Annotated in this window: 14 protein-coding genes; 12 read left to right on the top strand and 2 right to left on the bottom strand. The window is 36.8% G+C overall.

The window, feature by feature from the left end:
- Window positions 1-47 precede the first annotated feature (47 nt).
- The 4 genes from IPU53_RS16130 to IPU53_RS16115 all read left to right on the top strand — a co-directional run bounded on the left by IPU53_RS16130 (window position 48) and on the right by IPU53_RS16115 (window position 4,537).
- Window positions 48-878, top strand: coding sequence for an MBL fold metallo-hydrolase (locus IPU53_RS16130; RefSeq protein WP_207452046.1), 831 nt, complete (start codon window positions 48-50; stop codon window positions 876-878).
- 103 nt (window positions 879-981) lie between these two features.
- Complete coding sequence (locus IPU53_RS16125) at window positions 982-1,947, top strand: ABC transporter permease (RefSeq protein ID WP_207452045.1); 966 nt, start codon at window positions 982-984, stop codon at window positions 1,945-1,947.
- A 16-nt stretch (window positions 1,948-1,963) separates the two neighbouring features.
- Window positions 1,964-2,863 (top strand): carbohydrate ABC transporter permease, encoded by a 900-nt coding sequence (locus IPU53_RS16120; protein WP_207452044.1) that lies wholly within the window; start codon window positions 1,964-1,966, stop codon window positions 2,861-2,863.
- Window positions 2,864-2,938: 75 nt separating this feature from the next.
- Window positions 2,939-4,537 (top strand): extracellular solute-binding protein, encoded by a 1,599-nt coding sequence (locus tag IPU53_RS16115; RefSeq protein ID WP_207452043.1) that lies wholly within the window; start codon window positions 2,939-2,941, stop codon window positions 4,535-4,537.
- On the opposite strand, the gene IPU53_RS16110 is transcribed toward IPU53_RS16115, so the two are convergent.
- Both IPU53_RS16110 and IPU53_RS25470 read right to left on the bottom strand, forming a co-directional pair.
- On the bottom strand, window positions 4,507-4,701 hold the full coding sequence (locus tag IPU53_RS16110; RefSeq protein ID WP_207452042.1) for a hypothetical protein: 195 nt from the start codon (window positions 4,699-4,701) through the stop codon (window positions 4,507-4,509). The genes IPU53_RS16115 and IPU53_RS16110 overlap by 31 nt on opposite strands.
- Before the next feature lie 194 nt (window positions 4,702-4,895).
- A complete protein-coding gene (locus tag IPU53_RS25470; protein ID WP_207452041.1) occupies window positions 4,896-5,714 on the bottom strand; it encodes a helix-turn-helix transcriptional regulator in 819 nt (272 codons plus the stop codon).
- Between the two features lie 181 nt (window positions 5,715-5,895).
- On the opposite strand from IPU53_RS25470, the gene IPU53_RS16100 reads away from it, so the two are divergent.
- The 8 genes from IPU53_RS16100 (at window position 5,896) to IPU53_RS16065 (ending at window position 14,373) form a co-directional block, all read left to right on the top strand.
- Window positions 5,896-7,308, top strand: a complete 1,413-nt coding sequence (locus IPU53_RS16100) for an FAD-dependent oxidoreductase (protein ID WP_207452040.1) — start codon at window positions 5,896-5,898, stop codon at window positions 7,306-7,308.
- A 477-nt stretch (window positions 7,309-7,785) separates the two neighbouring features.
- Complete coding sequence (wrbA, locus tag IPU53_RS16095) at window positions 7,786-8,394, top strand: NAD(P)H:quinone oxidoreductase (RefSeq protein WP_207452039.1); 609 nt, start codon at window positions 7,786-7,788, stop codon at window positions 8,392-8,394.
- A 246-nt stretch (window positions 8,395-8,640) separates the two neighbouring features.
- Complete coding sequence (locus tag IPU53_RS16090; RefSeq protein ID WP_165589567.1) at window positions 8,641-8,796, top strand: hypothetical protein; 156 nt, start codon at window positions 8,641-8,643, stop codon at window positions 8,794-8,796.
- A gap of 116 nt (window positions 8,797-8,912) precedes the next feature.
- Window positions 8,913-9,677 carry a (S)-benzoin forming benzil reductase gene (locus tag IPU53_RS16085; RefSeq protein ID WP_207452038.1) on the top strand — a complete coding sequence of 255 codons (765 nt, stop codon included), beginning with the start codon at window positions 8,913-8,915 and terminating at the stop codon, window positions 9,675-9,677.
- An 89-nt stretch (window positions 9,678-9,766) separates the two neighbouring features.
- Complete coding sequence (locus tag IPU53_RS16080; RefSeq protein ID WP_242698347.1) at window positions 9,767-10,693, top strand: AEC family transporter; 927 nt, start codon at window positions 9,767-9,769, stop codon at window positions 10,691-10,693.
- 23 nt (window positions 10,694-10,716) lie between these two features.
- Window positions 10,717-11,352: a hypothetical protein gene (locus IPU53_RS16075; protein WP_207452037.1), complete on the top strand. Its 636-nt coding sequence runs from the start codon at window positions 10,717-10,719 to the stop codon at window positions 11,350-11,352.
- 255 nt (window positions 11,353-11,607) lie between these two features.
- On the top strand, window positions 11,608-12,663 hold the full coding sequence (locus IPU53_RS16070) for a M42 family metallopeptidase (RefSeq protein WP_207452036.1): 1,056 nt from the start codon (window positions 11,608-11,610) through the stop codon (window positions 12,661-12,663).
- Between the two features lie 126 nt (window positions 12,664-12,789).
- Window positions 12,790-14,373 carry a peptide chain release factor 3 gene (locus tag IPU53_RS16065; protein WP_207452035.1) on the top strand — a complete coding sequence of 528 codons (1,584 nt, stop codon included), beginning with the start codon at window positions 12,790-12,792 and terminating at the stop codon, window positions 14,371-14,373.
- Window positions 14,374-14,384: the final 11 nt, after the last annotated feature.

Below are 14,384 nucleotides of genomic sequence, written 5' to 3'. Positions count from 1 at the left end.
TCAATGTTACCTAAAAGGCAATCGATTAGTATTGAGGAGGTTTTCACATGAAATTAACATTTTTAGGTACTGCAGGACCTGATCAAATTCCATCGCCATTTTGTGACTGTAGAACATGTACCTATGCACGAAAGCATCGTGGGTATGACCTCAGGAAAAGGTGTATGTATTTAATTAACGATGATTTATTAGTGGATATGGGGGCAGATCTTTTTGTAGCTTGTTCCATGCATGAGGTGCATTTAATCAACACGAAATATGCCCTAGTTACACATAGCCATCATGACCATTTTGATGTGAAGAATATAGGTTTACGCAAATTAGGCTATCACACATATGAGGAATTACCGGTTTTAACATTCGTAGCTCCACCCTCTGTTATGGCCTTATTAAGCGATTCAGATGTCAGGGATGCAGATGTAGGCTTGAAAAGAAAGCCTATCCTTCCATTTGAGCAAATAGACCTTTATCCGTATTCTATTAAGGCTCTTAAGGCAACTCATATCCCGTCAATAGGAGACGCTGTAACCTATTTGATAGATGATGGCAAAAGCAAAGTATTAATCGCATCGGACACAGCAGTGTACAAGGAGGAAGTATGGCCGCATCTGGAAGACATAGAATTAGATCAACTGATTATCGAATGTGCAGTCGGGACAAATACTGGATTTAAAGCCGGGCAAACACGACATTTGAGTGTAGATGGGGTAGGGACCATGATTACGAAAATGAGAAATATTAATGCGATTACTGAACGAACCAGCATTCATGCAACCCATTTTACACATAAGCATTGCCTGCCACATCACGAGATGAGTGAAGTACTTCGTCCTATGAATGTTGAGTGTGCTTATGATGGATTAGTTCTACAATTTTAAGCGGACATCAGGCCTTTATGCTCTATTTTTGAACAAGGACTTTAAGTGACTATCAAACAAGTATTTCAATTCGATATAAAAAAATGCGGAAAGGTGGGGGATTATGAAAATAGATACGAAAACGATAACAAATATGGAAGCGGATACAGTTAGACAAAGCAAGCTCCTCCATACATTAAAGAAAATAGGCGGAAATTTGCAGCTTTATGTCTTACTGTTTCCAACATTAGCGTATTTTTTTATATTCAAATATGTACCTATGTATGGATTACAAATAGCTTTTAAGGATTTTGTGCCAGTTAATGGTATTTGGGGAAGTCAATGGGTGGGCTTTGACCATTTTACAAGATTTTTTCAATCCTATCAATTTTGGAATCTTTTAAAAAACACATTACTTATCAATTTTTATCAATTACTGTTTTCGTTCCCAATCCCCATTATCTTCGCTTTAATGTTGAATCAAGTGACAAGGACGCGCTTTAAGAAGATTGTCCAAACGGTTACGTATGCACCGCATTTTATTTCTGTCGTTGTCCTTGTGGGAATGTTATTTATTTTCCTTTCGCCATCGAATGGATTTATTAATAATATTATTCAACTTTTTGTCGGAGACCCGATTTACTTTATGGGCAAGGCAAGTTGGTTTAGGACCGTTTATATTGGTTCTGAAATTTGGCAAACAACAGGGTGGAGTGCAATTATTTACCTAGCAGCCCTGACTTCTATTGACCCCCAATTACATGAAGCAGCAATCGTGGATGGAGCTAGTAAATTTCAAAGAGTACGTCATATTGATGTACCTGGAATTATGCCAGTTGTGATGATTCTCTTAATCTTAGATATTGGAAAATTTGTCTCCCTAGGTTTTCAGAAGGTATTGCTTATGCAAAATACTTTGAATATTAGTTCATCTGAAGTGATTCAGACTTATGTTTATAAGACAGGTATTTTAAGTTCTCAGTTTAGTTATGCAGCTGCTATCGGGCTATTCGAAAACGTGATCAATTTTATTCTATTAATCATGATGAACCAGTTTGCTAAAAAAATGAAGCAACAGTCTTTGTTTTAAACGAGGAGGGATAACTTTGCAAAGAATAGCAAAATCTCGAAGTGACAAAATCTTTGATTTTATCAATTATGGAATTTTGACAATCATCCTTCTGATCGTCATGTATCCTTTATATTTAATTTTTATTTCTTCATTTAGTGAACCAGATGCCGTCAACGCTGGTAAGGTAATGTTTTGGCCGATTGGTTTCACATTAAAAGGGTATCAAATATTACTTGAAAATAAGGAAGTATGGGTTGGTTACCGCAACACTTTACTTTATGTCGCTTTATCTGTTGGAATTGGCGTATCGTTGGTCACAACAGCAGGTTATGCTCTATCAAGGAAAGATCTATTTGGAAGAAATTTCTTCATGTTCGCGATAGTATTTACCATGTTTTTTAGTGGGGGATTAATCCCTTCCTACTTACTTGTTCAAGATTTAAAAATGATGAATACCATTTGGGCTGTTGTTGTTCCATCTGCTGTTTCTGCTTATCATTTGATCGTAACGAGAACGTTTTTTCAAACGACGATTCCCAATGAATTATTAGAATCAGCACAAATGGATGGTTGTTCAACGTTTCGGTTTTTCTTCAGTATTGTCGTGCCTTTATCGACACCAATTATTGCTGTGATGGCGTTATTTAGTGCAGTATCTGAATGGAACTCCTATTTTCCTGCTTTAATTTATTTACATGATCAAGCTTTATATCCACTCCAGTTGATTTTAAGAAGTATTCTAGTCGCAAGTCAAGAAGCAGCCCAGGCAACGGAAGGAGCAGTAGATCCGGAGTTAATTGTGGAACAACAACAATATAAAGAATTAATCAAATACGCGTTAATAATCATCTCGAGTTTGCCAATATTAGCTTTGTATCCATTTTTACAACGTTACTTTGTGAAAGGCGTTATGATTGGCTCTATAAAAGGTTAATGACTTGGTGGTTGCACCAGAATCTTTAATTCGGGTTTCTGTTCAATAATAAAATCAATAAGGGGGAAACAGGAAATGAGATGGAGAAGAAATTTATTATCAACGTTTTTGATCGTTAGTGCAATTGTCTGGGTGTTATCAGGCTGTTCTAAATCATCTAATGAAACAAATGTAGCCAAAAGTGAGCCAGATGACAATTTCAATGAAACTGGTTTGCCAATTGTGAATGAAGAAATCACCTTAACAATTGCTGGCTCTTATGATGCGAGGACGGGGTCAAATTGGAATGAACTTGAAACGATTAAAGGGATAAATGAAGGCACAAATATAAACATTGATTGGCAACTTTCACCTAGTTCAGACTGGGCAGAGAAACGTAATTTATTATTAGGGGCTAGTCAAGATTTACCAGATGTCATGTTAAAATTAACCAACTCCGATGTTGTACAAATGGGCTCACAAGGAGTATTTATTCCGCTTGAGGATTTAATTAACAAATATGCGGCAAATCTAACTAGTTTTCTAGATCAATATCCTGAAGTGAGAAGTGCTATTACTGCCCCAGATGGACATATTTATGCTTTGCCTTTAGCGAATATGGCTGAATATAAGCGTTCAGATGGAAATACATTATGGATTAATACAAAATGGTTAGACAAAGTAGACATGAATATGCCAGAAACAACAGAAGAATTTAAAGAAGCATTACTAGCATTTAAGGAAGAAGGACTAGGCCTGCCTTTAACAGGAATTTATGGAGATGGTTTACACGGTCTTGGTGTTTTATTTGGTTCTTTTGGTACTTTAGATGAGAAATTTATTGTGAAAGATGGAAAGGTGGAGTTTGTGAGGGCTACACCTGAATATAAGGAAGTCATAAAATATATTCGCTCTTTATATGAAGAAGGATTAGTTGATCAGGAAATTTTCTCTCTAGAATCGCAACAATTGCTTTCTAAATTAGCGGCGGAAGATGAAGCATCTGTAGGAGCTTTCTTTGGTTGGAGTCCTGATCAAATTACGAATCCAGACTATAATTGGGATTATGATTCTCCGATCATTCCTTTAAAAGGACCTAAGGGTGATCAAGCTACTGGCTTGAAAAATCCACAGCTTGATATGGCCATGTTCGCGATTACGAAATCCAATGCAAATCCAGAAGCCACTATGCGCTGGGTAGATCGTGCATATGAACCAGAAATGTCCTTTATGCTTCGTCAGGGGCCGAATCGAGTTGAAAAAGTAGGTGATAAATATGAAATTATTGATGCTCCAGAAGGATATAGTTCAGGAGAATGGCGGGTGAAAGAAACACCATATAATAGTTTTGTATATGGTTTTACAAATGAACAACAAGAACAATTGGATACATCGAATTTAAAAGAAGGTCATTTAGATCCAGATAGTCCTGAATGGTATGAATTACGAAAACCTTATATGGAAGATTGGATTTATCCAAAGGTACTATTTACAAATGAACAATATAAAGGAATCAGCCGATACGATACGGATATTACAGTTCATACCGATCAGATGGCGGCAAAATGGATTACAGAAGGTGGGATCGATCAAGATTGGGATGAATATATAAATACTTTAAATCAGATGGGATTAGAAGATTTTATTGATATCTATCAAACAGCCTATGATACGTATATTGAGAATTCAAAATAGCTATTTAGATAAAAAGTTTTGATTGACCAATGAGGCTGGGACATAATTAAAAAAGATCCAAGAACGAACAGCCGATTCATCAATGCTGGGTCACGATAACTAATTATTTCAATTTCATACCGTTGGGCTACTAGCAGCTTAAACTCATTACTATACTTGGACATTTTCAAGACCTCCTAATGTTGGAAGGAGTGTCCAACATTAGGGGAGCAGCCCAGCCTGAGGAGGCTTGCCACTCGCCCGCGGAAAGCGAAGTATATTTCCGGAGCGGGGTGTATGAAACTAGTAGTTCGGTTTTGTCTTAGCCTCTTTGATTGGAAATATAGTTTTATAAGCAGATGAATGCAGCTGTAATTGATCAAATTTTGTTTTGTTGCCGATATTTGGAGGGGTTAATATTCATATAGCGAGAAAACACTCGACTTAAGTAAAAACCATTATCGTAACCACATTTCTCTGCAATTTGATCTAAAGTTAAATTTGTATTCAGTAAAAGTTTTGCAGCTTTTCGAATCCGTAAAATTCTTACTAATTCTGATGGGTTCATCCGAAAGGCTTTCTTGAATCTTCTTGAAAACTGCGCAGGACTTAATCCAACGGCATCGGATAATTCACGGATACTAAAAGTGGTATGAGCTCTTTCCATTAACCATTTCACTGACCATTTCATTAGTTCATCATCTGTGTTGCTTAAATCTGTCAAATCATCAAATTCATCTTTATTGGCTACAGTGTCCCAACTACTACAGGCAAGCTGCCATACATCATTGATCATCAGTTGTTTTCGTAATATGCTACGTGGATCCCTTGCAAGATAGAGCATTCGTAAATACGAAAAGTTAGAAGCGACTCTGTGTTTATCACTTGGCTGTGCCTTGAACCGGGGCAGTGCATCATTTTCGGATATTAACGGCTTATCAAAATCAAATCCAACAAAATGTAAGGCGAGTGGGGATAAAGCTTCACGGTGAAAGGCACAACCAGGAGGACAGAAAACAAATTCATCTTCTAAGATGGTTCCGCTTTCATTTTCGATTTGATAATTAAAACTTCCTGATTCAACAGCAAACAAAATCCATGTAGGATAGGTGTCCACCTCTAAACTAAATTGTTTTTTGTTTTCCCAGTAAGCATGAGTAATCAGCCTTAGGGAACGATTCCACAAATCACCGTTCACGGTAAACCCAACCCCTTATATATGAAATTAAGTATATGGTAAATGATACATTACTCTATGTTATTAATCAATTTCTATTTATACAATGAAATTAGTGAAGAAGATATGTCAAGTTGATCTTGCTTGATTTAATCTGGAAGCATTATCAAAAATATTTATTAGAAAGTAGGGGTTAGATATTATGGAAAATCGTACGGAAAGAAAAGTGTTAAAAACTCAAGTTCTTGTTCTCGGTGGTGGATCAGGAGGATTAGGAGCCGCACTTGCTGCTGCACGTGAAGGGGCTGAAACGATTATAGTTGATCGACAGGGATTTTTAGGTGGCAATATGACGATAGGTCTGCCGTTATTAGGATTTTTAGACGCCCAGAAGCGTGTTGCTACTCAAGGATTAGCTCAAGAAATTGTCGATCGCTTAATTGAGCTAGGAGGCTCATTCGGCCATAGGGAATGCCCATTACACAATTCAACAACTGTCATTGACCCAAATTTAATGAGGATTGTTATTTTTGAAAAGGTAAAGCAATATGGTGTTCATCCATTACTGCATTGTGAAGTGATTGACACCAATGTAGAAAATGGGGAATTGAAGTCTGTGATTGTAAAGGGGAAAGGAGACGAAATAGAGATATTTGCCGATGTATTTATTGATGCTACAGGTGATGGAGATGTTGCTTATTTGTCAGGTGCAGAGTATGAAAAGGGTCAATATTCAAAAGGAGAAATAAAGCAAGAGATCCAACCAGGGACCTTAATGTTTACTATCGGTGGTTTTAAACTAGAGAAGTTTATGGATTATTTGGAAGATCATCCTGAAGAACTAAAACACGGTGAATCAATGAAAATACGCCCTGGATACACAGCCGACTTTCTACGTGCCAGCAACAACCATGTTTTTGTTGGTTTAAGGAATACAATTTCTAAACTGAGGGAAGAAGGAAAATGCCCAATTGATCGTGATACCATCATTTATATTAATTTGCCGAAAGAAGGATACATCGCTATTAATAGCCTGCGTATTCTGAATTTCGATGGCTCAAAGGTGGAGGATTTAAGTAAAGGTGAAATAGATGCTCATTTAAATATTCTCCCTTTAATTGAAATGTTACAGGAAAATGTCCCAGGTTTTGAAGATATTTACTTATCTTCGATCGCTCCATTTATGGGTGTTCGTGAGTCACGTAGAATTATTGGGAAACAAATGATTAAAGAAGATGCTGCGTTAAAAGGAGAAATACCAGAAGATACAATCGCTCTGGGATCATATATTATCGATATTCATAGTGGGGCAGGTGATTCAACGATCATTAAATCGCTGAAAGATCCTTATGGAATCACATATGGAGCAACGATTTCAAGAGATGTCAAACGCCTCATGCTCAGTGGACGCTGTATTAGCGTTGATCCGGTTGTATTTGGCTCTTCTCGTGTTATGGCAACATGTATGGCTGTTGGGGAAGGTACCGGAATCGGGGCAGCATTAGCAGCACAGCAAAACATTTTACCAGAAGAAGTGGATGTTCAAATCATTAGGGAAAAGTTGCGTGAAAATGGGGCAATCCTCTCATTAGAGGAAAGTGTGACGCTCTCTTAAGAGCAGGTTTATGTGCGAAAGGATGTTTCTGTTGCGATCAGGAACATCCTTTTCTAAAAGATGGGAAAGAATAAAATTGGGCTAGTCTAACGTTAGAATCAATGCTGCGAGACTAGTGGTGTTCCACAGGATGTGGCGTCATTTTTCGATGTTCCACTAAAAAGTCAAAACCAGATTTTTATTGTTTTAACTAGGTAGTTGACAATAAAATGAGATGGCGTTATAATTACTTTTAATTCGAGATAATCGAAGTAGAGATATTGACGATAACGTAGTCAATAGATGGAATTAGCAGGATTTTAAGCTTCTTTTACTTCGAATTTAGAAAACAAAAACAGTAAGAGTCCAAGAGGGGATGTTATCCTTTAAAAGTAATAGTTTTATTTTTGGTTTTAAACTTACTAAAAGTAACTTGCTGCTGAAGGGGAAGTGTGATCTTGGGCCTTACAAAAAAACAAATTAAAGGAGAAATGAATAATGTCTAACGTTAAATTAGCAGTTATCTATTATAGTTCAACAGGAACAAATTATGAATTAGCAAAATGGGCTGAAGAAGGTGCGAAGGAAGTTGGAGCAGAAGTACGCGTTGTGAGAGTACCAGAATTAGCACCGGCAGCAGCGATTGAATCTAATCCAGCTTGGAAAGCACATGCGGAAGCAACGAAGGATGTTCCCGAAGCGACATCTGAAGTTATTGAATGGGCAGATGCAATTATCTTTAGTGTTCCTACACGTTTCGGAAATGTTGCAGCTCAAGTCAAACAATTTATTGATATGCAAGGTGGATTATGGGGATCTGGCAAAACAGTTAATAAAGTTGTCAGCGCAATGTCTTCAGCTCAAAACCCACATGGTGGACAAGAAGCAACAATTCTATCACTTTATACATCTATGATGCATTGGGGAGCAATCATCGTACCTCCAGGCTACTCTGACCCAGTTTTATTTGCAGCCGGAGGAAATCCATATGGAACAAGTGTTACACAAGGTCAAGATGGAAAAATGGTTGAAGATGTAGAGGCAGCTGTTAAATATCAAGCAAAACGTACTGTTGATATTGCAAGTCGTGTAATTGCAGGAAAATAACAAATTGAAGTCGGTCATTCCTTGACCGGCTCTTTAGCTTTAAAAGGCTTAAAAGTGATAAGAAAACTCTGTTGTAATATGTATGAATATGTTTCACGAAAAGTAATCTTATTCATTGACACTGATGAAATTTACATGTCATAATAAAATAAAATCTTAATTGTTTAAACTACCCTAAACGAGATGATTTTGGTAAATTACAAGGTTTATAAATTATTTAAAAATATATTGTGGAGGTTTCGCATTATGACGACAAGCGCAGATCCTGGGAAATATACAGTAAACTCAACTATTTCGTTGAAAGGGATTGTCAAAGCTATTTTCAAAGATACTGTTCATGTCCAAATAGGCGGGAAGATTATTACGCTCCCTCTTTCCAAAATAAATAAAGAACTCAACTAAAATGTTTATTTTGCTATTAGAACAGATAAAAGATTGTTAAGAGCCCGACACGCCGGGTTCTTTTTTTTACTTAAGATGATTGTGATTAAATTTAATAGATGGGAAGTGTGTTGGGCTTGGATATTTATATCATTACAGGTGCCTCAAAAGGAATTGGTTTCGCTTTAAGTAAGCAATTACTCCAAAAGGATCATCTACTTTTTTGTATTTCCCGAACAAAAAATATAGAATTAGAAGAGTTGGCGTGTAAAGAAAATTGCCCCTTACATTACATAGAAAAAGATATAGCGCAGACAGATGAGATTCCTGCCCTAATGGATCAAATCTTCCAAGCGATACCTGAGGAATGTAAGTCTATTACATTAATTAATAATGCTGGGGTGATTGAACCGATTGGCAAAGTGGAAAGTCATTCACCTAGAGCAATTGCTAATAGCATTTCGGTTAATCTAACAGCGCCTATGATTCTTACATCGATGTTTATTAAAAAAGTAGAAAATCGATCAGTGATCAAACGAATTATCAATATTTCATCTGGGGCAGCCCGTCAGCCATATAATGGGTGGAGTTGTTATTGTGCTGGTAAAGCGGGATTAGATCATTTTACTAGAGTTGTATCAGAGGAACAAGCAAAGAAAGAAAATGGAGTAAGGATCATTTCGATCGCCCCAGGGATCATTGATACAGGTATGCAGGAGACAATACGCTCTGTAAAGGCAGAGGACTTTGAACTAGTGGATAAATTTAAAGGATATAAAGAAAATAATCAACTGCAAACAGCTGATCAAACAGCTATGATCTTGATCAGATTAATCAAAAGTCCAATGTTTTTGCAAATGGATCCAATCGCTGATATCCGCAACCTAGAGTTGGAAACATAATAACATCCTATTATTTTCAAATTTAGCAGGAAATTTTAGATTTTTGTCGAAATTTATTTTTATACAATGTAAAATGGAGGAAAGGTTATTTGTTATCCAATCTGTCGACTATTTTCACAGAAATTATTTTGCCTGTTTTTATCTTAATTATGATAGGGATTATCCTTCAGAGGAAATTTAAGTTGGATTTGTATACGCTTGCGAAAATCAACATTTATTATTTGAGTCCAGCACTTATCTTTATAAAGCTTTATGAAAGTGTGTTTTCTCCTGCTATATTCTTTGGTGTGATCTTTTTTTGTTTGGTCTTTGTCTCGCTGTTGTATATTTTAGGTTCGGTAGTGGCCAAATTATCAAAGATGGAAAAACCAAAGAAATTAACTTTTACGAATAGTATAGTTTTCTATAATTCAGCAAATTATGGTATCCCTGTAAATGATTTAGTTTTTAAGCATGATCCTTTTGCGATGTCGATTCAAGTGATTGTTGTTGCTTTTCAAAACACTTTTCTATTTTCATATGGAGTCGTCTCATTGAAGTCGATGTCGATGGGGAAATGGCGAGCTATTTTAGATTATTTTAAAATGCCCTTGTTTTATGCAATGTCTTTAGGGATATTGCTGAATATTTTTCATGTTTCGCTACCCGAGTTTTTATTGACACCTATTTCTTACATATCGAATGCGTTAATCGCGATTGCGTTATTGACTTTAGGGGCACAAATCGCCCATATCCGTGTTTCATTTGCGTACTTACCTTTGTATGTAAGCATGTTCTTCAGATTGTTGATCGGACCGGCGATTGCACTAGTCGGATTATGGTTGGTAGGGATTGATGGAGTGGTTGCACAGGCACTTCTGATCTCAACGGCTATGCCAACATCGGTTAATAGTTCCATCATTGCACAAGAATATAATACTGAACCGGAGTTTGCTGCCCAAACCGTCATAGGTTCAACATTGTTAAGTTCGTTTACTCTTACGTTGGTTATTTATATTGCACTAAGTTTTTTTTGAACATAGAGAGAGAAGGGATCTAGATGAAAAGACCTTTAAAGGAAATCTTGTCGGAAATGTCAACTAATGAAAAAATAAAATACATTTGGGAGTATTATAAATTTTACATTATAGGATTCATTGTATTAATTATCCTAATTACTTATACCGTCTATAGTATTGCAAATAAAAAAGAAGATATTTTGAATTTCGTAGTGATCACCGATTATGCAGATCCCGAACAAGTGCAACAATTAAAGGATGAAATTCAACAGGATCTTCTGACAAAGGAAGAACGGGAGTCTTCTAATATCATTATTCAAACACTAAGAATAAAAAGTGAAGATATGCAAGCGGGAATGGAAATGCAAAAATTAGCCGCTCAGCTGTCGGCAGGGGATATAGACTTTTTTCTTGCGGATCAAGATTATTTTGATCAGATGAATCAGAGTGGCCAATTATTATCATTGGATGAGGTATCGGAGCTCACTCTCCCAGAAGAGCAATTGTTAGCTGGGGATGATAATGGCATAACCGGAATAAAAATCGGGTCAGAATCTATTTTCCAGGATCTTATCCAGAATGATGAAGAGGAGAAAATTCTGTTTACCCCTGTGAATGCTAAAAACAAGGAAATGATTGCTCGGTTTATCGAATATTTTCTCGACGACGAAAAATAAATATGTTAGAAGATAGAAAAAGCTACTTTTTATAAATAATTATAGAGAGTAGCTTTTTTTGAAAAGATAAGAATGTATAAAGTTTTTCTTAAGATTGCTTCAAGGCTGGGCAGTTGTTGTTCAGCTTCAGGCCCCATCGGCTCGAGGCGGGCGCCTTGCGATTTTCTTAATATCAGTGTAAATCTTACAGAAGAATGAAAAAGATGTGCTATTATTTATGACAGTGAAATTTTTAATACGAAAGGAATTATGAATATGAAATTTCAACCAAATAGCAAAGAAACATGTCTGCTTATTAAAGAGCTTGTCTCTCTCCCAAGTCCGTCTGGTAACACAAAACAAGTGATTGATTTCTGTGAACAATATTTACAAGGACTTCAGCTTGAAATGAAGCGCAATCGCAAGGGGGGCTTATTAGTTACTCTTCCTGGACGGGAGACTAATCAACATCGCATGTTGACCGCACATGTTGATACTCTAGGTGCGATGGTTAAGGAGATTAAGCCAAATGGAAGGTTAAAATTATCGATGATCGGTGGTTTTCGCTGGAATTCAGTGGAAGGCGAGTACTGTAATATTGAGACGGAAGCGGGGAAATCCTATTCTGGTACGATTCTAATGAAGCAAACTTCTGTTCATGTCTATAAAGATGCTGGAGAGGCGAAAAGGAACGAGGATAATATTGAAGTTCGCATCGATGAGAGAACTGAATCTGCGGAAGAAACAAAAGAGCTTGGGATTCAAGTGGGAGACTTTGTTTCCTTTGAACCACGCGTACAAGTAACAGATAGTGGATATATTAAATCGCGTCATTTGGATGACAAAGCCAGCACAGCGATATTATTACGATTGATTCGATTCCTTCAAGAGAATAAAATCGAGCTTCCTTATACAACTCATTTTTTAATTTCCAATAATGAGGAAATTGGTTATGGTGGTAATGCAAGTATTTCTCCGGAAACAGTTGAATATCTAGCAGTCGATATGGGGGCTTTGGGTGAAGGTCAGGCATCAGATGAATACACGGTCTCAATCTGTGCAAAAGATTCAAGTGGACCATATCATTACGGATTAAGAAAACATCTTATTCAGCTAGCTCGTGATCATAAGATTGATTACAAAGTAGATATTTATCCTTATTATGGATCAGACGCTTCGGCGGCAATTAACTCAGGTCATGATATTGTCCATGGTTTAGTTGGTCCTGGTATCGAAGCTTCGCACGCATTTGAACGTACTCATGAAACTTCTCTGATTAATACGGAAAAACTGCTATATGCTTATGTTTTGTCCTCGATGACAACCATTTAATATTGAAAAAGCAGTCCATTTACACGCTAGCTTTTAAAATGGATAGGCAGTTATGCATTTCTTCTTGAAATTCTTCACTTGAGGGAATATGATAATACAAGACTGAATTTTGGAAGGAAAATCATAATGAATAAACATTCTTTGAAGGACGAAATAGAATCAAGAAGAACCTTTGCTATTATTTCTCACCCGGATGCTGGGAAAACGACGATGACCGAGAAACTTTTATATTTTGGTGGCGCCATCCGTGATGCTGGAACTGTAAAGGGAAAGAAAACAGGAAAATACGCGACATCAGATTGGATGGCGATTGAGAAACAGCGGGGGATTTCTGTTACCTCTTCCGTCATGCAATTTGACTATGACAATGTACGGATTAATATTCTTGATACACCTGGACACCAAGATTTTAGTGAAGATACGTATCGTACATTAATGGCTGTGGACAGTGCTGTTATGATTATTGATTCCGCAAAAGGGATTGAGGAACAAACCTTAAAGCTATTTAAAGTTTGTAGAATGCGTGGAATTCCTATTTTCACTTTTATAAATAAACTTGATCGGCAAGGACGGACACCCTTAGAGTTATTGGCTGAATTAGAAGAGGTATTAGGAATCGAATCTTATCCTATGAATTGGCCAATCGGGATGGGTAAAGAATTTTACGGAATTTACGACCGTTATCATAAACGAGTTGAACAATTTCGTGTTGAAGATCAAGACCGCTTTCTGTCGTTAGATGAAACGGGTGATATTAATGGTGATCATCCGATTAAAGAGACTTCTTTATACCAGCAAGTTTTAGAAGAAGTCCTTCTTTTAGACGAAGCAGGAAATGAATTTTCAGAGGAAAAAATTCAATCAGGGAAGTTAACCCCCGTATTTTTCGGGAGTGCTTTAACGAATTTTGGTGTTCAAACTTTTCTTGAAAGCTATCTAGATTTCGCACCTGCTCCTCAGCCACGTCAGAGTATAGATGGGCCTGTTGACCCAGCTACAGATCAATTTTCTGGGTTTATTTTCAAAATACAAGCCAATATGAACCCTGCCCATCGAGACAGAATTGCTTTTTTGAGAATTTGTTCAGGGGCGTTTGAACGAGGAATGAATGTATCCTTAGCAAGGACTGAAAAACCACTTAAGTTATCGCAGTCAACGCAATTTTTAGCAGATGATCGTAGTACAGTGAATATGGCTGTAAGTGGAGATATTATTGGGTTATATGATACAGGTAATTATCAAATTGGTGATACACTATTTGCAGGAAAGCAAAAGATCCAATATGAGAAATTACCCCAATTTACACCGGAGCTTTTTGTACGTGTGACTCCAAAAAATGTCATGAAACAAAAGAGTTATCATAAAGGCATTCAGCAACTGGTGCAAGAGGGAGCTATCCAATTGTATCGAACATATCGGAGTGAGGATTATATACTTGGAGCAGTCGGGCAATTACAGTTCGAAGTATTTGAACATCGTATGAAGAATGAATATAATTCGGATGTTATTATGGAATCGATGGGATCGAAAATTGCTAGATGGATTGAAAATGATAAAATCGATGAAGCCTTATCAAGCAGTAGGAGTATGTTAGTGAAAGATCGTTCTGACAATCCACTATTCTTGTTTGAAAATGAATTTGCACTTCGGTGGTTCCAAGATAAAAATCCGGATATAACATTAAGTAATCCGATGGACGACCATGAATAAACAGTAAGGAA

The organism is Bacillus sp. SD088 (genome assembly GCF_017355205.1).
GTDB lineage: Bacteria > Bacillota > Bacilli > Bacillales > Bacillaceae_C > Lederbergia.
The sequence above is the reverse complement of the archived record's forward strand: the minus strand, read 5'-3'. Positions and strand labels throughout refer to the sequence as shown.